This is a genomic window from Mycobacterium sp. (genome assembly GCF_049647605.1).
GTDB lineage: Bacteria > Actinomycetota > Actinomycetes > Mycobacteriales > Mycobacteriaceae > Mycobacterium.
Genome location: NZ_JBARXZ010000025.1, coordinates 59,233 through 84,162 on the forward strand (window position 1 = coordinate 59,233; position 24,930 = coordinate 84,162).

17 protein-coding genes are annotated in these 24,930 nt (G+C 67.1%); 2 read left to right on the forward strand and 15 right to left on the reverse strand.

Annotation, left to right across the window (positions count from 1 at the left end):
- Positions 1–65: 65 nt before the first annotated feature.
- The 5 genes from pks2 to mutA form a co-directional block, all read right to left on the reverse strand.
- Positions 66–6,431: a sulfolipid-1 biosynthesis phthioceranic/hydroxyphthioceranic acid synthase gene (pks2, locus tag WBB07_RS03575; RefSeq protein ID WP_526304831.1), complete on the reverse strand. Its 6,366-nt coding sequence runs from the start codon at positions 6,429–6,431 to the stop codon at positions 66–68.
- An 833-nt stretch (positions 6,432–7,264) separates the two neighbouring features.
- Positions 7,265–8,548, reverse strand: a complete 1,284-nt coding sequence (gene lipL / locus WBB07_RS03580; RefSeq protein WP_526304833.1) for an esterase/beta-lactamase LipL — start codon at positions 8,546–8,548, stop codon at positions 7,265–7,267.
- 64 nt (positions 8,549–8,612) lie between these two features.
- The gene (meaB, locus tag WBB07_RS03585) at positions 8,613–9,617 is read right to left on the reverse strand and encodes a methylmalonyl Co-A mutase-associated GTPase MeaB (protein WP_526304835.1); all 1,005 of its coding nucleotides are present in this window, start codon (positions 9,615–9,617) and stop codon (positions 8,613–8,615) included.
- The gene (gene scpA / locus WBB07_RS03590) at positions 9,618–11,903 is read right to left on the reverse strand and encodes a methylmalonyl-CoA mutase (protein ID WP_526304837.1); all 2,286 of its coding nucleotides are present in this window, start codon (positions 11,901–11,903) and stop codon (positions 9,618–9,620) included.
- Positions 11,904–11,906: 3 nt separating this feature from the next.
- Positions 11,907–13,772, reverse strand: a complete 1,866-nt coding sequence (mutA, locus tag WBB07_RS03595; protein WP_526304839.1) for a methylmalonyl-CoA mutase small subunit — start codon at positions 13,770–13,772, stop codon at positions 11,907–11,909.
- Positions 13,773–13,842: 70 nt separating this feature from the next.
- On the opposite strand from mutA, the gene WBB07_RS03600 reads away from it, so the two are divergent.
- The gene (locus tag WBB07_RS03600) at positions 13,843–14,703 is read left to right on the forward strand and encodes a TVP38/TMEM64 family protein (protein WP_526304841.1); all 861 of its coding nucleotides are present in this window, start codon (positions 13,843–13,845) and stop codon (positions 14,701–14,703) included.
- A 23-nt stretch (positions 14,704–14,726) separates the two neighbouring features.
- On the opposite strand, the gene WBB07_RS03605 is transcribed toward WBB07_RS03600, so the two are convergent.
- Positions 14,727–15,956 carry an SPFH domain-containing protein gene (locus tag WBB07_RS03605; protein WP_526304843.1) on the reverse strand — a complete coding sequence of 410 codons (1,230 nt, stop codon included), beginning with the start codon at positions 15,954–15,956 and terminating at the stop codon, positions 14,727–14,729.
- Between the two features lie 18 nt (positions 15,957–15,974).
- Positions 15,975–16,409, reverse strand: a complete 435-nt coding sequence (locus tag WBB07_RS03610; protein ID WP_526304845.1) for an NfeD family protein — start codon at positions 16,407–16,409, stop codon at positions 15,975–15,977.
- 132 nt (positions 16,410–16,541) lie between these two features.
- Here WBB07_RS03610 and WBB07_RS03615 point away from each other — a divergent pair, with 132 nt between their 5' ends.
- Positions 16,542–17,417, forward strand: coding sequence for an Rv1486c family protein (locus tag WBB07_RS03615; protein WP_526304847.1), 876 nt, complete (start codon positions 16,542–16,544; stop codon positions 17,415–17,417).
- On the opposite strand, the gene WBB07_RS03620 is transcribed toward WBB07_RS03615, so the two are convergent.
- The 8 genes from WBB07_RS03620 to WBB07_RS03655 all read right to left on the reverse strand — a co-directional run.
- A complete protein-coding gene (locus WBB07_RS03620) occupies positions 17,383–18,426 on the reverse strand; it encodes a ferrochelatase (RefSeq protein WP_526304849.1) in 1,044 nt (347 codons plus the stop codon). The genes WBB07_RS03615 and WBB07_RS03620 overlap by 35 nt on opposite strands.
- A 14-nt stretch (positions 18,427–18,440) precedes the next feature.
- On the reverse strand, positions 18,441–19,250 hold the full coding sequence (gene inhA / locus WBB07_RS03625) for an NADH-dependent enoyl-ACP reductase InhA (protein WP_526304851.1): 810 nt from the start codon (positions 19,248–19,250) through the stop codon (positions 18,441–18,443).
- A gap of 64 nt (positions 19,251–19,314) precedes the next feature.
- The gene (gene fabG1, locus WBB07_RS03630) at positions 19,315–20,079 is read right to left on the reverse strand and encodes a 3-oxoacyl-ACP reductase FabG1 (protein ID WP_526304853.1); all 765 of its coding nucleotides are present in this window, start codon (positions 20,077–20,079) and stop codon (positions 19,315–19,317) included.
- Between the two features lie 130 nt (positions 20,080–20,209).
- Positions 20,210–21,217 (reverse strand): vWA domain-containing protein, encoded by a 1,008-nt coding sequence (locus WBB07_RS03635; RefSeq protein WP_526304855.1) that lies wholly within the window; start codon positions 21,215–21,217, stop codon positions 20,210–20,212.
- 53 nt (positions 21,218–21,270) lie between these two features.
- Positions 21,271–22,215 carry a DUF58 domain-containing protein gene (locus tag WBB07_RS03640; RefSeq protein ID WP_526304857.1) on the reverse strand — a complete coding sequence of 315 codons (945 nt, stop codon included), beginning with the start codon at positions 22,213–22,215 and terminating at the stop codon, positions 21,271–21,273.
- The gene (gene moxR1 / locus WBB07_RS03645) at positions 22,212–23,387 is read right to left on the reverse strand and encodes a chaperone MoxR1 (protein ID WP_526304859.1); all 1,176 of its coding nucleotides are present in this window, start codon (positions 23,385–23,387) and stop codon (positions 22,212–22,214) included. The genes WBB07_RS03640 and moxR1 overlap by 4 nt, the downstream gene beginning before the upstream one ends.
- A gap of 206 nt (positions 23,388–23,593) precedes the next feature.
- Complete coding sequence (ripB, locus tag WBB07_RS03650) at positions 23,594–24,298, reverse strand: NlpC/P60 family peptidoglycan endopeptidase RipB (RefSeq protein ID WP_526304861.1); 705 nt, start codon at positions 24,296–24,298, stop codon at positions 23,594–23,596.
- A 34-nt stretch (positions 24,299–24,332) separates the two neighbouring features.
- Positions 24,333–24,930 (reverse strand): NlpC/P60 family protein (locus WBB07_RS03655; protein WP_526304863.1); only part of this gene is annotated, 598 nt, incomplete at its 5' end.

The window sequence follows — 24,930 nt, forward strand, 5'->3', positions numbered from 1 at the left end:
TCCGTCGTGTGCTTTTCGTTTGTGCGCCGCGCCCGGCGAGTACATCGATTCAAACTGCTCGGGTATTACGTCGCCGCGGTTGCGGTCTCAGTTGCTGCCTCGGAGGCCGCTTCGCCGGTGCGGTCGGCCGCCAACTCGTCATAGAGTCTCTCAGCCAACCCCCGCACCGTGGTGATGTCCGTCGACCCGATGCGGACACCGGTTTCGGTTTCGATCTTGGTGCGAACCTCGAGGACACCGAGCGAGTCCAGACCGTACTCGGCCAGCGGCCGATCAGGATCCACGGACCGGCGCAACACCAGACCGATCTGATCGGAGATGAGCCGGCGCAGCCGGGCGTGCCATTCCTCCAGCGGCAGCTCGTGCAGCTCGGTCAGAAACGCACTGGTGCCGCTCCGGTTCTGACCGATGGCCGCGAACGACTCGGCGAACTTGCTGGTCTGCGCGAACGCCGCCAACCACGGTGTGCCCGCCACCGGTGCATAACCGGTGTAGGCACGGTTGTGACGCAACAGCGCATCGAAGGCGTATGCCCCGTCGTCCGGTGCGATCGCCATGGCCCCGTCGTCGGCGCCACCTTCGGCCATCGCCTGACCCTTGCCGATCTCGGCCCAGGCACCCCAGGCGATGGCGTGGGCCGGTAGGCCCTGCGCACGCCGCCAGCGGGTGAAACCGTCCAGCCAACTGTTGGCCGCCGCGTACGCGCCCTGCCCCGGCGAGCCGACCATGGCCGCCGCCGAACTGAACGAACAGAACCAGTCCAGCTCCTGCCCCTGGACTGCTTCGTGCAGGTGCCAGGCGCCGTACACCTTGGGGGCCCAGTCACGATCGATGAGCTCATCGGTGATGTTGGCCAGCGTCGCGTCCTCGACAACGGCCGCGCCGTGCAGCACACCGCGCAGGGACATCCCCGTTGCGGTCGCCGCCTCGACGAGCCGGCGGGCGGTGTCCGCGTCGGCGATGTCGCCGCGGGTCACCTCGACCTCGGTGCCGGTGCGACGGATGCGCTCGATCACGTCCTGTGCCTCGGCGCTGGGCGCCGACCGCCCGTTGAGCACGATCCGCCCACAACCGGCGGCCGCCAGCTTCTCGGCCAGGAAGAGTCCGAGCCCGCCCAGGCCGCCGGTGATGATGTAGGCACCGTCGGGACGCACCGCGGTGGCGTTCTCCGGCGGCACGACCGCGCTGCTGGTACCGGTGTGTGGCACGTCCAGGACGAGCTTGCCGGTGTGGCCGGCAGCACCCATCACGCGGATCGCGGTGGCACCGTCCCGCAGCGGGAAGTGGGTGGTCTCGGGCATCGGCAAGGTGCCGTCGGCGATCTTCTCGAACACCGTCTGCATCAGCTTCCGGGTGACACCCGGGTTTGTGAGGGTGAGCAGCGCCAGGTCCACCGCGTAGAACGACAGATTGCGGCGGAACGGGAACAGGCCCATCTTGGTGTCACCGTAGATGTCGCGTTTGCCGATCTCGAGGAACCTGCCGCCGAAGGACAGCAGCTCCAGACCCGCACGCTGTGCGGCACCGGGCAGCGAGTTGAGCACGATGTCGACGCCGTAGCCGTCGGTGTCTGCCCGGATCTGGTCGGCAAAGTCGGTGCTACGCGAATCGTAGACATGCTTGATGCCCCAGTCGCCCAACAGCTTTCGCCTATCGGGACTGCCCGCGGTGGCGAAGATCTCCGCGCCGGCGGCCTTGGCGATGGCCACTGCAGCCTGACCGACACCGCCGGTCGCCGAGTGGATCAGCACCTTGTCGCCCGCCTCGATCCGGGCCAGGTGGTGCAGGCTGTACCAGGCGGTCGCGTGTGCGCTGGGCACTGCTGCGGCCCGCTCTTCGGGCAGGTCGTCAGGCAGTGTCACGGCCAGGTTGGCATCACAGGTGACAAACGTGCTCCACGCACCGTTGGCCGAGATACCGGCCACCCGATCGCCGACACTGTGGTCGGTGACCCCGGGACCGACGGCGGTCACAACGCCGGCGAAGTCGGCGCCGAGTTGCGGCAGCCGGCCCTCGAAGCTCGGGTACCGGCCGTAGGCGACCAGCACGTCGGCGAAGTTGAGGTTGGAAGCCGCAACCGAGACCTCGATCTGCCCCGGACCCGGCGCCACCCGATCGAAAGCGGCCAGTTCGAGTGTTTCCAGATCGCCGGGCACCCGGATCTGCAGCCGGACCCCGTCGGTCTTGTGGTCGACGACGGTGGTGAGGCGCTCCTCGGGCTGCAGCGGAGTCAGGTTGAGTCGCGCGACATGCCAATCGCCGTCCCGCCATGCCGTCTCGTCTTCGTCCGAACCGGACAGCAGCTGTGCCGACACCGAGCTGATGCCGGTGGCTTCGTCCAGATCGATCTGAGTGGCCTGCAGGCCCGGATGCTCCATCCCGATCACCCGCATCAGGCCCCGTAGTCCGGCCTGATCCAGGTTCGTCACGTCGTCGGCGACGACGGTTTGGGCGTTGCGGGTCACCACGAACAAGCGGGCGGGTTCACCGGCGATCTCGGGCAGTTCCCGGGCAATCCGCACCAGGGCACGGACGTGCTCGGCCCCACGCGCCGCGGAGGAGCCGTCGGCACCATCACCGAGACCGGTCACCACAACCACGCCGGCGTGCGGTTCGGCCGAGAGCCGGTCCCGCAGTGTCTCGGCCAGCGCCGAGTGGTCGGCGGCTGCGGTCCACGACAGCGTGCTGACCTCGGCGCCGTTGCCGGTCAGCTCGGTCGCCAACGCGGTGACGGAGGCTGCGGCCGCGTCGGTGATACCGACCAGCAGCCAGCGGCCGGCGTCGACGCTTTCGGGCTCGGGCAGCTCGTTCTGGCGCCAGTCGACGGTCAGGAGCCGCTCCTTGAGCACCCGCTCCTGGCGTCCGGTCGCCGACATCCCGGTCCCCAACTGAAGACCGGTGACGGTCAGCAGCACTGCGCCGTGCTCGTCGAGGACCTCGATGTCCGCTTCCACCGCGGTGGGGGTTGCGCTGGTGAGCGTGACGTAGCAGTAGTGAGCGTTGCGGGTGGACGCGTGGGCCCGCAGCCGTCGCACACCCAGCGGCAACATCAGGGTGCCGGTGGTGTCGGCGTGCAGGTCGGGATGAGCGCCCACCGCCTGGAAGCAGGCATCCAGCAGTGCCGGGTGGATCGCATACGCACCCTGCTGGGAGCGGATGGAGCCAGGTAGCGACACCTCAGCCAGCACAGTCGCGCTCGAGTCGGTGTCGGCGGTGCTGGCGGCCACCAGGCCACTGAACGCCGGGCCGTACTGGATGCCGCGCTCGGCGTACCAGTCCCGCATATCGGAACCCTCGATGCGCTGCGGATGAGCAGCCACCAGAGCGTCGATGTCATACGGACCCGGCGTGCTGACTGCCTCGCCTGCACCGTGGAGCCGGGCCGAGGCCCGCCGGACCTGTTCTCCGTCGGCGTAGGTCTCGACCACCAGGTCGACGACTCCCGGGGTCTTCACCTCGGCCACCACCGAGATCGGTGACTCGTCCTCGAGCAGCAGCATCTGCTCGAACACGATGTCGTGGACCTCGGAGAGCTCGCCGAGGACGGTTGTCGCCGCGGCCAACGCCATCTCGCAGTACGCCGCGCCCGGGAGGGCACCGACGTTGTGTACCTGATGGTCGCCGAGCCACGGCTGAGCGGTGGTGCCGATGTCGGCCTGCCAAACGTGACGCTCAGGCTCCTCCGGCAGCCGCACATGAGCGCCCAGCAGCGGGTGCACCGCGACGCTGGAACCGCCGGCAGCCTGCTCCTGGCTGTCCCGGGTGAGGATCAACTGCACCTTGGTCCACGTCGGCAGCGGTGCATCGACCAGCCGGCCGTCGGGGTACTGGACGGCGAAGTCCACCGCGGAACCCGCGGAATGCAGATCTGCCAGGAAGCCTCGCAGACCGTTGGGCAGCTCTTGTTCACGTCGCATCCCGGCCAGCGCGGCCAGCGGGATGTCGAGACCGCGTGCGGTCTGTTCGACGGCATAGGTCAGCAGCGGGTGCGGCGACAGCTCGCCGAACACCCGGAAACCGTCCTCCAACGCCGCTTGCACTGCCGCCGAGAACCGCACCGCATGGCGCAGGTTGTCAGACCAGTAGTAGGCGTCGTAGTCGGCGGGATCGCGCGGGTCGTAGAGCGTGGCCGAGTAGTAGGGAACCGTCGGCTCCATCGGCTCGAGGTCGTCGAGGGCCTCGGTGAGGTCGTCGAGGATCGGGTCGACCTGCGGTGAGTGGGACGCCACGTCGACAGCCACCTCGCGCGCCATCACCCCACGTTGCTCCCAGTGGTCCACGAGCTCACGGATCGACTCCTTGGCGCCGCCGACCACGGTCGACTGCGGCGAGGAGACCACCGCGAGGACCACGTCACGCACTCCGCGCGCGGCCAGTTCGGACAGCACCTGCTTGGCCGGCAGCTCCACCGATGCCATCGCGCCCGAGCCGGCGATGGTCGCCATCAGGTTCGAGCGGCGGCAGATCACCTTCACGCCGTCTTCCAGCGACAGCGCTCCGGCGACGACTGCGGCGGCAGCCTCCCCCATCGAGTGGCCGATCACCGCGCCGGGAAGGACGCCGGCGGCCTTCATGGTGGCGGCCATGGCCACCTGCAGAGCAAAAATCGTCGGCTGCACCTGGTTGATGCCGGTGACTTTTTCGTCGGCCGACATCGCCTCGGTGACCGAGAACCCCGATTCGCGCTGGATCAGTGGTTCGAGCTCGGCGATGGTGGCGGCGAACACCGGTTCGGACGCCAGCAGCGCCCGCCCCATGCCACCCCACTGTGATCCCTGACCGGAGAACACCCAGACCGGGCCGCGGGAATCCTTGGCGACGGCGGCCTGATACGGGGTGTCGCCGTCGGCGATCTCACGTAGCGCCTTGATCAGCTCTTCGTGGTCGGCGGCCAGTACCGCGGTGCGCACCGAACGGTGTGAGCGCCTGCGTGCCAGCGTGTAGGCCAGGTCCTCGAGTTCGAGGTCGGTGGCCCGGGCGTTGCCCCGCGCGCGCTCCGAGACCCATTCGGCCAGCCGGCCCGCGGTGCGGCGCAGCTCCTCGGCCGAGGTGGCCGAGATAGGGAACAGCAGGGCCGACGGCCGGGATGCGGCGGGATCGACGTCGGTGTCACCGGAGACGGTGCGAGGCGCCTCTTCGGCGGGGGCCTGCTCCACGACGGCGTGCACGTTGGTGCCGGACAGGCCGTAGGCGGACACCGCGGCCCGGCGCGGCCCCTGGCCGTCACCCGGGAACGGCACCGCGCTCTGCGGCACGAACAGCGCGGTGTCGATCTGCGCCATTTCGTCGGGCAGTTGTTCGAAGTGCAGGTTCTGTGGAACCACACCGTGCTGCAGCGACAGCAGCGCCTTCATCAGACCGACCGCGCCGGAGGCGGACTGTCCGTGACCGAAGTTGGTCTTGGCCGACCCCAGGGCGACGGGCCCGGCGGTGCCGTAGACCTCGGCCAGGCTGGCGAACTCGATCGGGTCACCGACCGGGGTTCCGGTGCCGTGCGCCTCGATCATGGTGACGGTTGCCGGGTCGATGCCACCGGCCCGCAGCGCGTTCCGGTAAACGGTGACCTGCGCAGGACGCGACGGCGTCGCGATGTTGACGGTATGGCCGTCCTGGTTGCTGGCGGTGCCGCGGATGATGCCGAGGATGCGGTCCCCGTCGCGCTGGGCGTCGTCGAGCCGCTTCAGCAGGAACATCACGCTGGCTTCGCCGGAGACGAACCCGTCAGCGGCGACGTCGAACGCGTGGCACTTCCCGGTCGGCGACAGCATTCCCTGCGCAGAGCCGGATGCCATCTTCCTGGGCTCCAGCATCACCGAGACGCCGCCGGCCAGGCCGAGGTCGCTCTCGCCGTCGTGCAGGCTGCGGCAGGCCATGTGGATGGCCAGCAGGCTGGACGAGCACGCGGAGTCGACGGTGTAGGCCGGCCCGTGCACACCGAGGTGGTAGGCGATCCGGCCGGAGGCCAGGCTGAAGTTGTTGCCGGTGAATCCGTACGGCCCCTCAACCGCATGAGCATCGGCGGCCAGGAGTTGGTAGTCCCCGTGTGTCATCCCGACGAAGACGCCGGCGAGGCTGTCGTTGAGCGTCGCGGGGTCGATACCGGCGTGTTCGACGGCCTCCCAGGCCGTCTCCATGAGGAGGCGGTGCTGCGGATCGATCGCGGTGGCCTCGCGCTCGTTGATACCGAAGAAGTCGGCATCGAAACCAGCGATGTCGTCGAGGAAGGCACCCCACTTGGAGACCGATCGTCCGGGCACGCCGGGTTCGGGGTCGTAGTACTCCTCAGCGTCCCAGCGGTCGATCGGGACCTTTGTGACGTGGTCGTCGCCCCGCATGAGGGCTTCCCACAGTCGCTGCGGCGAATCGATCCCGCCCGGCAACCGGCATGCCATGCCGATGACCGCCACGGGAGTGACTGCTGCGTCTACCACGTAATCCAACCTCTTCCGCGCTGAATCCAGAAGCTCGACCGATTGCCGTTGACGTGGCCCCTCCCTATCTCCACGTCTTCCGATCTACTTCGGTCGCTCATCCCCTTGGGTGTACCTGAAATTTTCCTGAGTTTGGCGTGTGAGCCGGAAGCTTAACCGGTCCGACTGACGCCTGTGCAAAATATCGAGCAAAGCCGTGTCGCCGCCTGCCGATCCAGGTTCCGCCGCCGGAACACTACACGAGGCCCGCGAGATTTGCTGAATCAACTAATAAAGTCGGCCTACCTGCATGATTTCTGCGAATTTACGTCGCCGTTATATAATTTGTTCGGACATCCGTGACCAAAACTTTCGCTGCGTAAATTTCTAGCAAATAGTCGATGCCGCAAATATTTTGCCTGTTTTTGATTACGGATGGGACACGGCGAAATCGCGAAAATGTGTCGGACCGACTGAACACCCCCGTTGTCGCTGGGAAAACGAGGGGGCCGAACCGGCACCACCGGAATTCTCGACGGCGCCTGGCTAGCACCCACGCCTGGCAACCAATACACAAGAGATTCACAGCGTTGCCATTTGGGCAATCCCGAGAACAATAACGACGACTCGGAATGCTTTTGCGGCTGGCAAACTCCAAAAAGTCAACGAGCAAACTCAGGAAATTCTCAGCGAAATGGCCGCTCAATAGCTGAATTCTGTTGCACCTCAGCACTTCTCAATGACAATACCCGTTGTCCGAGGCGTACGGGGGCATACCGGCGTCGCAGGCACACCCGTGGTACATCTATCTACCGCTGTATCGGGGCTCACTTCCACCGGGGCGCCGGCACGAGCTAACCCGCAGCCGGTGTGGATTCCGCCGGATATTGCGCGCCGAAACCTGAGACCGGCCGATATCCCCGTGCCCGCGCCGAGGCCGCGCCACGCCGCACCAACGCCGCCGTCGCAACGAATCCGGCCTGGTCAGCGACCATGAACGGGGTCAACAACCGGTTGTGCACAAAACTGAACGCCAACCCGAGCCGGGGCACCGCCCATCCCAGCGAACCACCGAGGCCAACATGCCCAAAACCGGGCATAACCCCAGGTAGAGGCAACGCGTGGTACCCCAAATGGAAAGCCAGCGGCAGCAGGATGGCCCGATCGGGCTCCAGGCTGGGCGCGCCCGACAACGTCGCCACCCTCGCACCGGACAGGAACCGACTGCCCGGCCGAGCGTCACCGACCTCACCACCGTTGGCAATCGCGCCATACATCCTGGCCAGCGCCCGCGCCGTAGCCACCGCATTGGCCGACGGCAGCTCCGCGTCCAGTAGCGGGATGTCCCCCTGCACCATCGCCTTCATCCCAGGGAAGTACATCGCACCGAAGATCGCCGAGCGCTGGATCGTGGCGACCCGCGGTGCCACCGCATTGAACAGGGGGTTCTGCAGATTGAGCTGCGGCCCGATGATCTCGGCGTTACGAGTGGCCGACCCCGCAGGCGGCCGCCCCAGATACAACCCGTCGGTGTCGAGCGGTTCCGCAAGTTCCTGCCGGAACAGAGTGCGCATGCCAAGACCGGTCACCGACCGCGCCAGACCGGACAGCAGCCACCCGTAGGTGAGGGCGTGATAGGCGGGCTTGCCACGCAACCCCGTCGCCGGTGCGGCCGCCATCACCTGCTCCATCTTCAGGTGATCCAGCAGATCCGCCCGCGTGACCCCGTTGAGCTGCGACAAACCGGCGCGGTGTGCCATCACCTCCCGCACCGTGATGTCAGCTTTGCCACCCGCCCCGAAATCCGGCCAATATTCGGCGACCGGCGCGTCGTAGTCGATCAGCCCCCGGTCGGCGAGTCGGTGAATGACCGTCGAAGCCATACCTTTGGTCGCGGAAAACACCATCGCACCGGTATCCGCAGTCCACGGCACCCGTCCGCGACGGTCGGCCCATCCGGTCCACACATCGACCACCGGCTCGCCGTGCAGATACACCGCAAGCGCCCCACCACCGAAGCGACGCCCCGGAAACAAGCTCGCAAAGCTGCGCACCGCATGGGCGAAGTTGGGATCCGCGGCGCCGTGGACCCCCTTCGGAAGCGCCACGCCGCGCTCCCGAACAGTTAGTTGAGTCACACTAACCAATTTACCCAGCAGCCGGCCTGGACGGATATGCGCGTTACAGCTCTGTGACGGACAGCTATCCGGATTCGTGGGTCCCGCCGGCGGCGTCGAGTATCTGCTGAGCGGCCAGCGCCGGCGTCAACTCGCCGTCGCGAACCTGACGTTCCACATCCGATTTGATCCGACGGACCTCGGGATGGGCCAACACCCGGTCCAGAACGGTGTCGCGCACCATCGACCACGTCCAGTCCACCTGCTGGGCACGGCGACGCGCCTCGAACTGTCCGGCGTCGGTCAACACCTTCCGGTGCTTGCACACCGTCTGCCACAGCTCGGCCAGGCCGGTGCCTTCCAATCCGCTCATCGTCAACACCGGCGGTACCCACGCCGAGTCCCGGGGATAGATCAGCCGGATCGCTCCCGCCAACTCCCGCGCCGCCTTCTTGGCTTCGAGTGCGTGGTTTCCGTCGGCCTTGTTGACCACCACGATGTCGGCGAGCTCGAGCACACCCTTCTTGATGCCCTGCAATTGATCGCCGGTGCGGGCCAAGGTGAGGAACACAAACGTGTCGACCATGTTGGCAACCGCAACCTCCGACTGCCCCACCCCCACGGTCTCCACCAGGATCACGTCGAAACCAGCGGCTTCGAGCAACACGATGGTCTCGCGGGTGGCCTTGGCCACGCCACCCAACGTTCCCGATGTCGGCGACGGCCGGATATAGGCATCCGGGTGCACCGCGAGCCTGGCCATCCGGGTCTTGTCACCGAGAATCGACCCGCCGGTCCGAGTCGAGGACGGGTCGACGGCCAACACCGCCACCCGGTGCCCCTGCTCGATGAGGTGCATGCCGAGCGCCTCGATGGACGTCGACTTGCCCACCCCGGGAACTCCGGTGATGCCGACGTGCATGGCACTGCCGGCATCGGGCATGACTTCCAGTAGCAGTTCCTGGGCTTTGTCACGATGGTCGGCACGCGTGGACTCGACAAGGGTGATCGCCCGTGCCAGAGCTGACCGATCACCGTGACGCAGAGCCGCGGCGATCTCGGTTACCGACGGAGCAGGTATGCCGGCCATTTAATTCAGGTCATAGCCCAGTCGGTCGGCGAGCTTGTGCAGCAGGCCGATCGCGGCATCGGCGATCACCGTTCCCGGCGGGAAAATGGCAGTGGCTCCCGCTTCGTACAGTTCGTCGAAGTCTCCCGGAGGGATGACACCACCCACCACCACCATGATGTCGGGCCTACCGACCTCGGCGAGCGCGTCACGCAATGCGGGCACCAAGGTCAGATGCCCGGCCGCCAGCGAGGACACCCCGACGACGTGCACGTCGTTGTCGGCGGCCTGGCGGGCCACCTCCTCGGGAGTGGAGAACAGCGAGCCGACGTCGACGTCGAAGCCGATATCGGCAAACGCGGTGGCGATCACCTTCTGGCCGCGGTCATGGCCGTCCTGGCCCATCTTGGCGATCAGGATACGAGGGCGTCGGCCGTCGGCTTCGGCGAACTTCTCGACGAGTTCGATTGCGCTTGTGATGTTTCCACCGCTTCCAGCCTCGTCCCGATACACCCCCGAGATGGTACGGATCTCGGCCACATGACGACCGTAGACCTTCTCCAGCGCATCGGAGATCTCCCCGACCGTCGCCTTGGCTCGCGCGGCGTTGATGGCCAGTGCCATCAGGTTGTTCCCCAGACCGTCTTCCCCGGCCGCCTCGTGAACCCCTGCGGCCCTGGTCAATTCGGCAAGCGCGGCCTGGGTGGCCGACTCGTCGCGTTCGGCACGCAACCGATCCAACTTGGCGAGCTGCTCGGTGCGTACCCGGCTGTTCTCGACCTTGAGGACCTCGATCTCCTGGTCCTCGACCACCCGGTACTTGTTCACACCGATCACGGTCTGGGCACCGGAATCGATACGCGCCTGGGTGCGTGCAGCGGCCTCTTCGATCCGCAGCTTCGGGATGCCTTCGCTGATCGCCTGCGCCATCCCGCCGTGCGCCACCACCTCCCCGATGTGCATCCGGGCCGCGGTGGCCAGCTGGTGGGTCAGCCACTCGACGTAGTACGACCCACCCCACGGGTCGATGGGGCGGGTGGTCCCGGATTCCTGCTGGAGCACCAACTGGGTGTTACGGGCGATTCGCGCGGAGAAGTCGGTGGGCAGCGCCAACGCCTCGTCGAGTGCATTGGTGTGCAGCGACTGGGTGTGGCCCTGCGTCGCCGCCATGGCCTCGATGCAGGTACGGGCGACGTTGTTGAAGACATCCTGGGCCGTCAACGACCAACCCGAGGTCTGCGAATGGGTCCGCAACGACAGCGATTTGGCGCTCTTCGGGCTGAACTCGGCGACCAGCTCACTCCACAACAGCCGGCCGGCGCGCAGCTTGGCGACCTCCATGAAGAAGTTCATCCCGATACCCCAGAAGAACGACAGCCGGGGAGCGAACTTGTCGATGTCCAGGCCGGCGTCGAGGCCCGCCTTGATGTACTCGACCCCGTCGGCCAGCGTGTACGCGAGCTCCAGATCGGCAGTGGCTCCCGCCTCCTGGATGTGGTAGCCCGAGATCGAAATGCTGTTGAACTTGGGCATTTTCACACTGGTGTAGCCGAAGATGTCGGAGATGATCCGCATCGACGACTTCGGCGGATAGATGTAGGTGTTACGAACCATGAACTCTTTGAGGATGTCGTTCTGGATCGTCCCGGCCAGCTTCTCCGGCGGCACTCCCTGCTCCTCGGCGGCCACCACGTACAGCGCCAGGATCGGCAGCACCGCGCCGTTCATGGTCATCGACACCGACACCGACGACAGATCGATACCGTCGAACAGTTGGCGCATGTCCAGAATGGAATCGATGGCCACGCCGGCCATCCCGACGTCACCCTGCACCCGCGGGTGGTCGGAGTCGTAGCCGCGGTGGGTGGCCAGGTCGAAGGCCACCGACAGACCTTTCTGGCCGGCCGCCAGGTTGCGACGGTAGAACGCATTGGATTCCGCGGCGGTGGAGAAGCCGGCGTACTGCCTGATGGTCCACGGCTGGTTGACGTACATCGTCGGGTACGGGCCGCGGATGAACGGCGGCTCCCCCGGGAAGCTGTCCACCGGATAGCCGTCGGCGACCGCCGCATCGCGGTCGGCGGCGACAAAGACCGGTTTGACGTCGATGCCTTCCGGTGTTGTCCAGGTCAGCTGCTCACTCGTGTAACCGTGGGCGGCGGCCGCGGTGGCCACCAGGTCATCGACCGCAGCGCCGCTGGCCGGTGCCGACGACCCGTCTCCGTACAACGGAACGTCGGCAAAACTCTCGATCGTGTGCGAGGGTGCAGCCGATGCCGGTTCCCCGGCGACATTGGACACAGTCATGTCTCAGGCCCCCAATCTCGTGAGCAGTGCTGAAAGTGTCTCGACCGCATTGATTTTTGCGGTCAGGAATTCGTCGGGGCGATGAGTGGCCTCTGCCGCCGCCTTCTCCGGGCCGGCCAGGCAGACATGCTCGACCTTCGCGGCGTGCGCCGCTTCGACCATCGCGGAAGCCTCGGCGCCGTAGCGGGCGTCGGTACCGCAGATCACCGCCACCGTCGGCGACCCCGCGTGTGTCACCGCCTCGGCAACTCCGGCCGCGTCGACCGGGCCCGGGTTCACGGCCTCGATACCGCCGGAGGCCAGGAGGTTCGCGGCGAAGGTGGTCCGGATGTTGTGCTCCGCCAGCGGACCCAAGGGCAACAACAGGACCTGGGGGCGGGTACCGAACTTGTCGAGATAGGCATCGGAGCGGTTGCGCAGGGCCTCGAATCCGGCCGCGTAACGGGCGATCCCGGGCAGCGCATCGGTCTGCGCCAACGGTGGCTCACCGAGATTGGGGAACTCGTTGACGCCGGTCACCGCGGTGCGGCGATGTGCGATGTCGTCGCTACGGCGCGCAGCGACCTCCCTGATCTGCTCGCACAGGTGGTCACGGGCCGCGGTGAAACCCCCGCGTGCCTCCACCGACTGGAAATTGGCCCACGCCTGCTCGGCGAGTTCCCGGGTGAGGTCCTCGATGAACCAGGACCCGGCCCCCGGATCCAGGACCCGCCCCAGGTGGGATTCCTCCAACAGCAACAACTGGGTGTTTCGGGCGATCCGCCGCGAAAAGGTCTGCGAGACGCCGGACGCGCCACCGGGGATGGCCACGTCGAACGGATGGACCAGCACGGTATCGGCTCCCCCGACCCCGGCACCGAACGCAGCCAATGTGCATCGCAGCATGTTCACCCACGGGTCGCGCTGCGCCATCATCGCCAGTGAAGTGGCCGCATGTACCGTCGCCGCACCCGCGTCCGGGGCTCCTGCCACTTCGGCCACACGTGCCCACAGTTGGCGCGCCGCCCGCAGCTTGGCGATCGTCATGAATTGGTCGTCGTCTGCAGCGAAGCGAAAACTTATCTGGCGCAGGGCATCCGGCACGGACAACCCGCCGTCGACCAGCGCCCGGACGTATTCCACCGCGGCGGCGATCGAACCCGCCAGCTCCCAGCCGGCGCTGGCTCCCAAGCCGTGCAGCGCCGGGCCGTCCACCGTCACCGCCCGCACCGAACCGTGGTAGTCGGCCAGGCCGCCGGCCACCGACACCACTTCCGGCAGGGTCGGTGCCGGCAGGCCACACAGCGCTGCGGTCAGCGGGTCGGCACCGAGGTCGATGGACAGCGTGGGCCGCTTTTCCTCGGGCAGTGCGGCGACCAGTGCGGTGACGGCGTGTGCTGCGGCCACGTAATCGGCGCCGGCATCCACCACCACCGGAGCCAGCTCCAGGTACACCCCCTCGAGCAGGCGGTCCACCTGGTCGGCGGGAACCCCGTCGGCTCCGACCCGCAGGACAAGTCCACTCACTCCGTCGCCCAGCGCGGTCAGGACCGCGGAGTTACCGTCGCCGACAACCTGGCCGGCGAGCGGGAAGGTCTCGAGCACCTTCCATCCGGAGAGCACATCGCGGGTCGCATCACCGCCCCTGATGTAGGGCCACTGGCCGGGAAGCGCCGGCTCGGGAAGCGCGTCGAGCGCGGTGTAGAGCGGTCGCACCGGGAAACCTTCGTAGGTGCCGGAGTCCAGCAACCGTTCCGGTTCGGCGGGCAGGTCCGCGACATCACGGCGGGTGCTTTTTGCCAGCACCCCCGCCACCGCGCTTCGCCAGCGGGAGCGGGCATCTTCCAGCACGCTGGCATCAGCGGACACAACTGAGGTCTCTCGGGACACCGGCAACTCCTGCTTTCACGACCACACTGGCTGTAGGTGTGGCCCGCCACTCGAACCCTCAGGCTAAATGATGGCCATCACGTCCGATGACACCCCTGTCATCGGCGAACCACGTCATCTACATGCCGTCTACACCGGTTGTCGTCGACAAGCCGTAGTGTTGTTTGCCGTGGCCAAACCCAGTCTGCGCACGTTGCGCGGTGTGCGCTCCGCGGTCATCGCAACAGCCCGGCAGATCCCGAAACTGCGCCTGGTGACCACAGCGATTGTCGCTGTGATTCTCGTCGCACTCGTGATCCTGGTTCCGCTGCCGAATGCCGTCCAGCTCCGCGACTGGGCAACGTCGGTGGGCCCCTGGTTCCCGGTGGCCTTTTTCGGAGCCCACGTGGTGGTCACCGTCTTCCCCTTCCCACGGACCGCATTCACACTGGCCGCGGGCCTGCTCTTCGGACCGGCACTGGGCGTCGCCCTGGCGGTCACCGCCAGCGCCATCAGCGCACTGCTCGCCGTGCTGTTGGTTCGGGCGGCCGGTTGGCAGCTCAACAAGCTGGTGAGCCATCCGGCGATCAATTCCCTCGACACGCGGCTCCGCCGACGGGGCTGGCCGGCGATCTTGTCGTTGCGGCTGATCCCGGCGGTCCCGTTCTCGGTGCTCAACTACGCCGCCGGCGCCTCCGCGGTGCGGCTGTTCCCCTACACCCTGGCGACCCTGGTGGGCCTGCTGCCGGGCACCATGGCCGTCGTCGTGCTCGGCGATGCGCTGACCGGCAGCATCAATCCGCTGCTGGTGCTGATCTCGGTGGTCACCGCGGCCCTGGGCCTCGCCGGCCTCTACTACGAGACCCGTCAGCACCGCAAAGCACACCCGGCGCCCGCGGCGGCCGAACCCGAGGACAGCCAAACACCGTCGACGACCGCGGTCACCGGCTGACCGGCGACCCCGGTCGGGTCAGGTCAGGGCGACCGGTGCGCGCCGCTGGATGACGGGTCCGGCCGCGGGAACTCCGGAACGCGGGTATCGGTCTGCTGCAGCTGGGCCTGAACGGAGGCCGGCAGCGACGGCGGGACCACCGCGGTCGCCGACGTGCCGCGGGCATCGGCTTCGGCCTTGGCCACGGCCCGGGCGATCTCCGGATCGGTTTGGGTGGTGAACCAATCCTTGACCTCCTCGGAATCGTCCTCTGGGCTGCCGAGGCCCTCTTCGACCGGCGACGGCGTGTAGCGGAACACCCCGTCCTCTCCCGGCGCGCCGAGCATCTTGGTGAATCCCTGCAGCGCAGAACCGAAATCACTGGGCACCACCCAGACCTTGTTGGCTTCCCCCTTGGCCATCTGGGGCAACGTCTGCAGATATTGGTAGGCCAGGAGCTCCGGTGTCGGCCGGCCCGCCTTGATCGCGGCGAAGGTCTTTTCGATGGCCTTGGCCTGTCCCTGCGCCTGCAGGTACTGAGCGGCTCGCTCTCCCTGGGCCCGCAGCATGCGGGACTGCCGGTCGGCTTCCGCGGCCAGGATCGCCGCCTGTTTGGCACCTTCGGCGGCCAGGATCTGTGACTGCTTTTGCCCCTCCGCCTGTTTGATCGACGATTCCCGCACGCCCTCGGCGGTGAGGATCATCGCCCGCTTCTCGCGGTCGGCCTTCATCTGCTTTTCCATCGACTCCTGCACCGACGGCGGCGGGTCGATGGAGCGCAGCTCCACCCGCGCGACCCGCAGCCCCCACTTGCCGGTGGCCTCGTCGAGCACCCCGCGCAGGGCGGCGTTGATCTGGTCCCGCGAGGTCAGCGTCTGCTCCAGCGTCATACCACCGACCACGTTGCGCAGGGTGGTGGTGGTCAGCTGCTCGACACCGACGATGTAGTTGCTGATCGCATATACCGCCGCCTGCGGACTGGTGACCTGGAAGTAGACAACCGTGTCGATGTTCAGGGTCAGGTTGTCCTCGGTGATCACCGGCTGCGGCGGAAAGGACACCACCCGTTCACGAAGATCGACCTTGGCGCGCACCCGATCGATGAAGGGCACCAACAATGTCAATTGGCCGCTGATGGTTCGGCTGTAGCGGCCCAGCCGCTCGATCACCGCGGCTTCGGCTTGCGGCACGAGCGTCACGGATTTGGCGACGATGATGACCGCCAAAAGAACCAGAACCGCGAGTAGTACCAGGCCGGCTATGGCACCGTCCATGGGGCTTCCTCCTTAGTGTCAGGCGTTCTTCCAGACCACTGCGGTGGCACCGTCGATGTGCATCACGGTCACGTGGTCCCCGGGTTCGTACACATCGTGTTCGTTGAGCGGACGGGCCGTCCAGACCTCGCCCTCCAACTTCACCTGGCCGCCGTGCTCACTGACCTGGTCCAGTACCAGCGCAGGTTTGCCTTCCAGCGCCGCCATCCCGGACTCCAGCGGGGCCGTGATCGTGAACCGCCTGCGCAGGGCGGGCCTCACCAGGAGCAGCAACAGCACCGACACGATCAGGAAGACAACGCCATCCGCCCAGATGGGCCAGTCGAACACCGCTGCCGTCCCCGCGGCGGCCAGCGCGCCCCCACCGAGCATCAGCAGGAACATGTCACCGGTCAGCGCCTCGGCACCGGCGAGCCCCAGCGCGACAACAAGCCAGATCAGGGCTGCAGGCATACCGCCAGGGTAACGCGTCGCGGCCAGATGGCGGCCGCGCCGGCGCCCGGCCCGTGGTCACCGTCACGATTCACCGTGTCCGGCGCATGGTGTCGGGCTGCGCCCGGATCCAGCAACTACACTTCCACCATCATGTGGTGCCCAAGTGTTTCCCTGTCTCTGTGGGCCAATGCCTGGCTCGCTGGAAAAGCCGCGCCCGACGACGTTCTCGATGCACTATCCCAATGGGCCCCAAAGCATTCGGTGACCGCCTACGACTCTGTGGCCGCCGGCAGTACCGGTCTGCCGTGGCCGGATGTCAACGATGCGGGCGCGGTCTCGCTGCTGCAGACGCTGCGTACCGCCGCCGGGTCCCGGCCCTTCCCGCAGCCGCCGCTGAGCCTGACGCTTCCGGTCCCCGGCGATGTCCGCGGCTTGCCCGCAGGCACCACACTGCAGCGGGAAGCACTGGAGGCCGGAGAGGCGGTGATCGTGCGATCGGAACGCGGCAACCCCGTCGGCCTGGTCCCCGATTTCGAGTACGACGACGGCGACGGCTTCGACTTCAGCTCCGCTGACGACCTCGACGCCGTTCCCGAAGTGTGCCGGTTGGCGTGGACCGTGTACTCGCTGCCGACCCCACCGGTGATGGAGTACATCGACTTGGGGCAAGCCGAATACGAGCTGCGGGCGGCGGTTCGCTCGGCCGCGGAGGCACTCTCGGCGCTGCGGGCCGGCGGCGCCGGGGTCGACGTGGCAGACCCGCGCGGCATGGTCGAACAGGTCCTCGAGTCTGGGCGCGGCCACCTGGCACCCGATCACGCCCCGACGCGGGCGCTGCGGGTGCTCGACAACGCCGCCCACGTGGACGCCATCATGACCGTCAGCGCCGGCCTGATGCCGATCTCGACCCAGTCGTCATCCGAGGTGCAGATCGCCAATGACGCCCTGCGCCCGCTGGGTCAGGTGGTCCGTTCGGCACGGCTGGCAGCCGTCAGCGCGATCCTGAACTCTGCGTGGGAGCACTGACCGCAGGCTCACAGCCCGGGGTGCAGAACGCGCCGTCGACGCTGCAGCCGTAACCCGGAACCGGTTCTGGACCAAGAACTCTGGCCGGCTCGCGACCCAGCTTCAGTTCGTCGATCAGATCGACGATCAACTGGGCGAAGCGAGGCTGGGCGTTGGGTGTCTTCGCCCGGGCCAGCGCCACTCCTGCCGCGTCGGCCTGCTCGGCGAGTTCGTTGTCCAGATCCCACACCACCTCGATGTGGTCGGCCACAAAACCGATCGGGCAGACGATCACGGCCTTGACGCCGCGGGCGACCAGTGCGTCCAGATGGTCGCCGACATCGGGTTCCAGCCACGGCACCTGCGGCGGACCCGACCGGGACTGCCAGACCAGGTCCACCTCGGTGTAACCGGCGGCAGCGGCCACCAGTCGCGAGGCGTACCCGACCTGGCGCTCATAGAGATCGGGGCCGCAGCGCGAGGCCGCCCGCAGCGGGATCGAGTGCGCGGTGAACACCAGATGCGCCTCGGCGCGCAGCTCTTCGGGCAGGGTGGCGGCCGCCTCGGCGATCGCGTCGGCGAACATCTCGACAAACAACGGGTGGTCGAAGTACTGGCGCAGCTTGACCAGTTGCGGCGCCGATGTACCGACGGCCGCACGTGCGCGGGTGATGTCCTCCTGGTACTGCGCACAGCCGGAGTAACCGCCCCACGCGGAGGTGGCGAACACCGCGGCCCGGCCGATCCCGTTGTCGTGCATGGTTGCAACGGTGTCTTCGGCAAATGGTTCCCAGTTGCGGTTGCCGAAGTACACCGGCAGGTCGGTGACCGCCCGAAGCTGCTCGATCAGGGCACGGTTGATCCCGTTGATCGGCGAGACACCACCGAAGTGCTGATAGTGCTCGGCAACAGCTTCGAGGCGTTCCCGCGGGATACCCCGGCCTCGGGTGACGTTCTCGAGGAAGGGCATGACTTGCTCCGGCCCCTCCGGCCCGCCGAACGACAGCAGCAGGACCGCATCAAAATCCATGGCAGACCTTGCTGTCAGAGCAGCTGGGTGCTGGCGCCGCCGTCGGCGTAGATGATGGTGCCGGTGGTGGCGGGCAGCCAGTCCGACAGCAGGGCACACACGGTCTTGGCCACCGGTGTCGGGTCCTTCATGTTCCAGCCCAGCGGGGCCCGCTGATCCCAGCCCTGTTCGAGCAGCTGCATCTGCGCACCCGCCTCGTCACCCAGCGCACCGCCGACGATGGCGCTCATGGCAAGCGTCCGGATGGGACCGGCGGCAACCAGGTTGGAGCGAACACCGACCGCTCCGGCCTCACGTGCAACAAACCGGTTCACCGATTCCAGCGCGCTCTTGGCGACCGTCATCCAGTTGTACGCGGGCATCGCGCGCGTCGGATCGAAGTCCATACCGACGATGCCGCCGCCGGCGTTCATCACCGGGAGCACGGCCTTGGCCAGCGAGGCGTACGAGTAGGCCGAGATGTGGATGCCCTTGGCGACATCCTCATAGGGGGCATCGAAGAACGGGTTGACACCCATTCCGGTCTGCGGCATGAAGCCGATCGAGTGCACCACGCCGTCGAGTTTGTTGCCCGCACCGATGACCTCGGTGACCCGATCGGCCAGCGTTGCCAGGTGCTCTTCGTTCTGCACGTCGAGTTCCAGCAAGGGCGCCGGGTTCGGCAGCCGGTCGGCGATGCGCTGGATCAGCTTCATCCGGTCGAAGCCGGTCAGCACCAGTTCCGCGCCGGCCTCCTGGGCGACCTTGGCGATGTGGAACGCGATGGACGAGTCGGTGATGATCCCCGTGACGAGGATGCGCTTGCCTTCGAGAAAGCCTGTCATTGTGCTGACTCCTTTTTCAGGGAACAGAGTTCAAGGGACGTTTCGGTGAACCGAGCGTCCTGGGTCAGTGACCCATGCCCATGCCGCCGTCGACCGGGATCACCGCACCGGCGATGTAGCCGGCGTCCTCGGATGCCAGGAAGCTGACCGCTCCGGCGACCTCCTCGGCGGTGCCGACCCGCTTCGCCGGGATGAAGTCGAGGGCGCCCTTCTGGATTCGCTCGTCGAGGGCACGGGTCATCTCGGTGTCGATGTAGCCCGGTGCCACCACGTTCGCGGTGACGCCGGCCTTGGACAGCTCCCGGGAGATGGAGCGGGCCATGCCGATCAGCCCGGCCTTGGCCGCGGCGTAGTTGGCCTGGTTGCCGATACCCCAGGTGCCGGACACCGATCCGATGTAGATGATGCGACCGAACCGGTTGCGCTGCATGCTGCGTGAGGCCCGCTGGGTCACCCGGAACGCCCCGGTGAGGTTTGCGTTGATGACGTTCTCGAAGCGTTCCTCGGTCATCCGCATCAGGAAGGCATCCTGGGAGATGCCGGCGTTGGAGACCAGCACTTCGACCGGCCCCTGGTGCGCCTCGACCTCGGTGAAGGCGCGGTCGACGGCCTCGTTGTCGGTGACGTCACACTCGACGCCGAAGAGTCCGTCGGGGGCTCCGGATCCCCGGTGGGTGACGGCGACCTTGTGCCCGTCGGCGGCCAGACGCTGCGCGATCGCCAGTCCGATCCCCCGGTTACCGCCCGTCACCAGCACGGATCGGGACACGAAGGAGGGTTTGCCGCCGTCGGCAAGGCCAGCTGAGTCAGCTGCAGCAGTGTCGGTCATGATGGTCAACTTATCGTCTGGCCTGTCGTTCGTTGAAATCCGGCGCACCCGTATGTCGTCCGCGAGCAGACACAAACTCGGGTGTTTTTGGCGCTGGTGACGCGAGTTTGTGTCTGCTCGCCGGGACAACTCAACCTGGCAGACGACGGTTGATCAGCAACGACGCCAGTGCGGCGACAGCCAGCGCCAGTGCCCCCAGCCGCAGCCAGCCCACGCTGGCGTCACCCTTGATCGTCTCGTAGCCGATCTGCTCCTGCAGCGAGGTGAACACCTCCTTGAGCTGTTCCAGGCTGGACGCGGTGTAGGCGCTGCCACCGGAGAGGTCGGCGATCTTCTTCAGCATCTCGTCGTCGACGGGCACCGGTTGGCGCTGGTCGTTGATCTCGACATAGCCGTACGGCGTGCCGAAGGACACCGTCGAGATCGGCACCCCCTGGTCTTTGGCGGTACGCGCCGCCGTGAACGCCCCCTTGGGGTTGTCCGGGTTCGACGGCACGGTTTCCTTGCCGTCGGACATCAGCACGATGCGGGCCGGCGGCGGCTCGTCCCCGCCACCGATGACGGCGCCGACGGTGGCGATCGACTGCAGGGCGGTGAAGATGCCCTCACCGGTGGCGGTGCGGTCGGCCAACTGCAGCTTGTCGATGGCGTTCTTGGTGGCTTCGCGGTTGGTGGTCGGCGAGGTCAGCACGGTGGCGGTACCCGCGTAGGCGATCAGGCCCAGGTTGATACCGGGGGTCAACTGATCGGCGAACTGCTTGGCCGCTTCCTGGGCGGCGACGAGCCGGCTGGGTGACACGTCGGTGGCCCGCATCGACTGGGACACGTCGATCACCAGCATCACCACCGCACGGTTGCGCGGGATCCGGACGTCGTGGGTGGGGCCGGCCATCGCGATGGTCAGCAGCGACAGCGAGGTGATCAACGCGATCGCCGGGAGGTGCCGCCAGCGGGTGGGCCGCTTGGGCGCCACCGTCTCGAGCAACTCCATGTTGGCAAAGCGCAGGACCCGCCTCTCGCGGGCCCGCTGCACCACGACGTACAACGCCACCAGCGCGGCGATCACGATGAAGAACAGGAAGAACCACGGATGTTCGAAACCCGACAGCGACATCGGTCCGAGCAGCGGCAACGTCATAGGAACTCAGTCATCTCGTTTCGTGTCTGGCTGTCATCGCATGGGGTCCGGGGTCACTGCCGTCCAGCCATGGCGCCGCGCCGGCGGGAGGCCACGAACCGCACGATGTCGGCGATCCAGTCCCGGTCGGTGCGCAATGTCAACAGCGGCGCACCACAGCGGCGCAGGGTGCGGTCCACCTCGGCGCGGTGCGCGGCCGACGCCTGGGCAAAATCGTCGCGCAGCTGGTGGTCGATGGTGAATTCACGGGTCACACCGGATTCGGTGTCCTGCAGGATCACGTCGCCGACATCGGGTAGTTCGACGTCACGCGGATCCAGCACCTCGACCCCGAGCACTTCGTGTCGCGCTGCGATGGCGCGCAACGGGCGCATCCAGTTGACGGGCCCCAGGAAGTCGCTGATGACAACCGCCATCCCCCGCCGGCGTTCCGGGCGGCGCAGCGCGTCGATCGCGGCAGCCAGGTCACCGCGGACTCCCTGCGGGGCCCTCGGTGCGGTGGCGATCGCCCGAAGCAGGCTCTGCTCATGCTGGCGACCCGATAGCGCCGGTACCCGAATGATGCTGTCGCCGTTGGCGATGATGGCGCCCAGCCGGTTACCGCCGCCACTGTTGAGGAAGGTGATCGCCGCGGCTGCCGCGACTGCGAGGTCACGCTTCTCACACCCGGTGGTGCCAAAATCCAGGCTGGCGGACATATCGACCACCAGCCAGGTCTCCAGCTCCCGGTCGGCGATCATCTGCCGGACGTGAGGTACCTGGGTACGTGCGGTCACCGACCAGTCCATCCGCCGCACATCGTCGCCGGGCTGGTACATCCGCGAATCACCGGGCTCGGAGCCCGGACCGGGGATCAGGCCGAGGTGGTCACCGTGCAGAACCCCGTCGAGTTTTCGGCGGACGGTCAGCTCGAGCGTGCGCAGCGCCGCCGCGAGTTTCGGGTCGCCGATCTCGCCGCGCTGGAACGACGGCGGGACGACAGGATGCGGGTCGCTCACCGACCGCCAGCCGCCGCCGGGGCCTGGGCCTGGGCAGCCGACTGGGGAGCCATCACCGGGGGCGCCGAATGCCCTTGCTGCGGAACGGCATTCACCTGCGGCAAGGCCACGGTCTGCAGGATGCGGTTGATCACGGTCTCCGGGGAGATCTCGTCGGCCAGCGCGTCGTAGGTCAGTACCAGGCGGTGCCGCAGCACATCGGGAATGACTTCGATGACGTCCTGCGGGATCACGTAGTCGCGGCCACGCACCAGGGCCAGCGCACGAGCGGCGGCGATGATGCCCAGCGAGGCGCGCGGTGAAGCACCGAAGGCGATCCACGACTTGACGTCGGCGAGGCCGAACTGTTCGGGGTGGCGGGTGGCGGTGATGACGCGCACCACATAGTCGACCAGCGCGTGGTGGACGAAGTTGTTGGCCGCCAGGTCCTGCAGACGCATCAGGTCACCCGGGTTGAGAATGCCCTTGGGCGTGGGCGGGGTGACGCCCATGCGGTAGATGATCTCGCGCTCTTCCTCCGGAGAGGGATAGTCGACGTTGATCTTGAACAGGAAGCGGTCCCGCTGCGCTTCGGGCAGCGGGTAGACGCCCTCGTTTTCGATCGGGTTCTGGGTGGCCATCACAAGGAACGGCTTGGGCAGCGGATAGGTCTTGCCACCGATCGAGATCTTGCGCTCGGCCATGACCTCCAGCAGCGCCGACTGCACCTTCGCCGGGGCGCGGTTGATCTCGTCGGCGAGCAGGAAGTTGACCACGACGGGTCCGAGCTCGATGTCGAACTCTTCCCGGCCCTGACGGTAGATCCGGGTACCGATGATGTCGGTGGGCACCAGGTCGGGCGTGAACTGGATGCGCGCGAACGTGCCGCCGACGACCTTGGCGAATGTCTCGACGGCCAGGGTCTTGGCGACGCCGGGCACACCTTCGAGCAACACGTGCCCCTTGGCGAGCAGGCCGACGAGGATACGTTCCACCAGCTGGTCCTGGCCGACGATGATGCGCTTGACCTCGAAGATCGCCCGCTCCAGGGTGTGTACCTCGGCGGCGAGGCTGTTCGGGGCCCCGCCCGGGGACTGCCCGGCGGGCGCCGGGGCACCACTCGACGGCGGGGCCGCATGGGCGCCGGGGGCACTTCCCGGCGTGTAGTTGGGCGACCCACCTGGTGACGTCATCGACAATCCTCCACAGCTGTTACTAAAACGGCAGTGCTACAAAACGGCACGCGGCACTTGTCGGGTGACCGGCAGGTACGCGCTCGACTCAACTATTCCAGGCGGTTCGGGATCCGTCGACGTGCACCACCCCGCGCGCCGCGGCGGCAGCGAACTATCGCGCCGGCGAGTGTCCCCCGGGGACCGGGTATCACCGGCCCCGGTGCTCAGGATTCGATGACGCGCACCAGGTAGGGCTGGAGGCCGGCGGTGCGCAACGGGCTGACCGTGACCTTGCCCGCGCTGCCGGAGGACTCCAGCATCTGTCCGTTGCCCAGGAAGATGGCGACGTGCTGGCTGCCGCCGGGACCCCAGAACAGCAGATCGCCTCGTTTGGCCTGGGACTGCGGGATCTTGCGGCCGGCGTTGTACTGGTCACCGGAGTACTTGGGGATCAGCACTCCCACCCCGGCAAAAGCGAACTGGGTGAATCCCGAGCAGTCGAAACCGACGGTGTTGGCGCCCGAGTCCACGCCGGTACTGGGACCGGTCGGTTTGCCGCCGCCCCAGGAGTAGGGGACGCCAATCTGGGTGCCGCCGCGGCGGATCGCATACTCGATGGCCTGCGGGCCGCGAACCCGTCCGGGCGCGACGCCCGCCGGCGCACTGCTGGGCGCCAGGCCGATGGTGGACAGGAATTTGCGACCGAGATCCATCGTCGCCTGCGTGGCTTGGGCGGTCACCTGGAGTGAGGCGTTGGCGATGGCCAGCGGGTCTCCCGGCGCCCCGGAGCTGATCAGTTTCGGCAGCGTGGGGTCCCACTGTCCGTCGTCGGGGTCAGCTGCCGCGGGCATCGCCGCACCCACCGCAACCGCCATCGCGACGAGCGCCATGACAACTGGTTTCAGTATGCGGAAAAGCCTGTTACGCATATGGTTTGAACCCAATTTCTGTATCTCAAATCGGTCAGTACTCGATGTAGCGGACGGCGTACGGTGTCATTCCGCTGGTTCGCACCGGTGAGATCTTGACGTGCGAGCCGGTGTACGGCGCTTCGAGCATCTGCCCGTTGCCCAGGTACAGGGCGACGTGCTGGCTGCCACCGGGTCCGTAGAAGATGGCGTCACCGCGCCGCATCTCCGCGGACGGGACCTTGCGGCCCATGTTGTATTGCGAACCCGAGTAGTGCGGCAACTTGATCCCGACTCCGGCAAAGGCGTGCAGGATCAGTCCGGAGCAGTCGAAACCGACGGTTCCGGCACCGGAGTCGATGCCACGGCTGGCACCGGCGGCGTTGCCGCCGCCCCAGGAGTACGGCACCCCCATCTGCTTCATCGCACGCTGGATGACGTACTCCGAGGCTTGACGGCCGTAGACCCGCGGGATGGCGCCGTTGGTGATCCCGGTGTCGGCGGGCTTGAGGATGCCGAGCTTCTGCAGGAAGTTGCGTCCCATGTCGGCGGTCATCTGCGCCGAGGTCGAGCTGATCTTCAGGATCTCGTTGATGATGGCGATCGGATCACCGGAGACGAAGGCGCTCGGCACCATCGGCAGGGTCATGTCC

Bases quoted from the DNA above. Each gene is read 5' to 3' on its own strand.
- WBB07_RS03620 (WP_526304849.1), bottom strand. From the start codon at position 18,426: ATGGATTTTGATGCGGTCCTGCTGCTGTCGTTCGGCGGGCCGGAGGGG.
- meaB (WP_526304835.1), bottom strand. From the start codon at position 9,617: ATGGCCGGCATACCTGCTCCGTCGGTAACCGAGATCGCCGCGGCTCTG.
- WBB07_RS03615 (WP_526304847.1), top strand. From the start codon at position 16,542: ATGTGGTGCCCAAGTGTTTCCCTGTCTCTGTGGGCCAATGCCTGGCTC.
- WBB07_RS03610 (WP_526304845.1), bottom strand. From the start codon at position 16,409: ATGCCTGCAGCCCTGATCTGGCTTGTTGTCGCGCTGGGGCTCGCCGGT.
- fabG1 (WP_526304853.1), bottom strand. From the start codon at position 20,079: ATGACCGACACTGCTGCAGCTGACTCAGCTGGCCTTGCCGACGGCGGC.
- scpA (WP_526304837.1), bottom strand. From the start codon at position 11,903: ATGACTGTGTCCAATGTCGCCGGGGAACCGGCATCGGCTGCACCCTCG.
- WBB07_RS03605 (WP_526304843.1), bottom strand. From the start codon at position 15,956: ATGGACGGTGCCATAGCCGGCCTGGTACTACTCGCGGTTCTGGTTCTT.
- moxR1 (WP_526304859.1), bottom strand. From the start codon at position 23,387: ATGACGTCACCAGGTGGGTCGCCCAACTACACGCCGGGAAGTGCCCCC.
- ripB (WP_526304861.1), bottom strand. From the start codon at position 24,298: ATGCGTAACAGGCTTTTCCGCATACTGAAACCAGTTGTCATGGCGCTC.
- inhA (WP_526304851.1), bottom strand. From the start codon at position 19,250: ATGACAGGCTTTCTCGAAGGCAAGCGCATCCTCGTCACGGGGATCATC.
- WBB07_RS03635 (WP_526304855.1), bottom strand. From the start codon at position 21,217: ATGACGTTGCCGCTGCTCGGACCGATGTCGCTGTCGGGTTTCGAACAT.
- WBB07_RS03600 (WP_526304841.1), top strand. From the start codon at position 13,843: ATGGCCATCACGTCCGATGACACCCCTGTCATCGGCGAACCACGTCAT.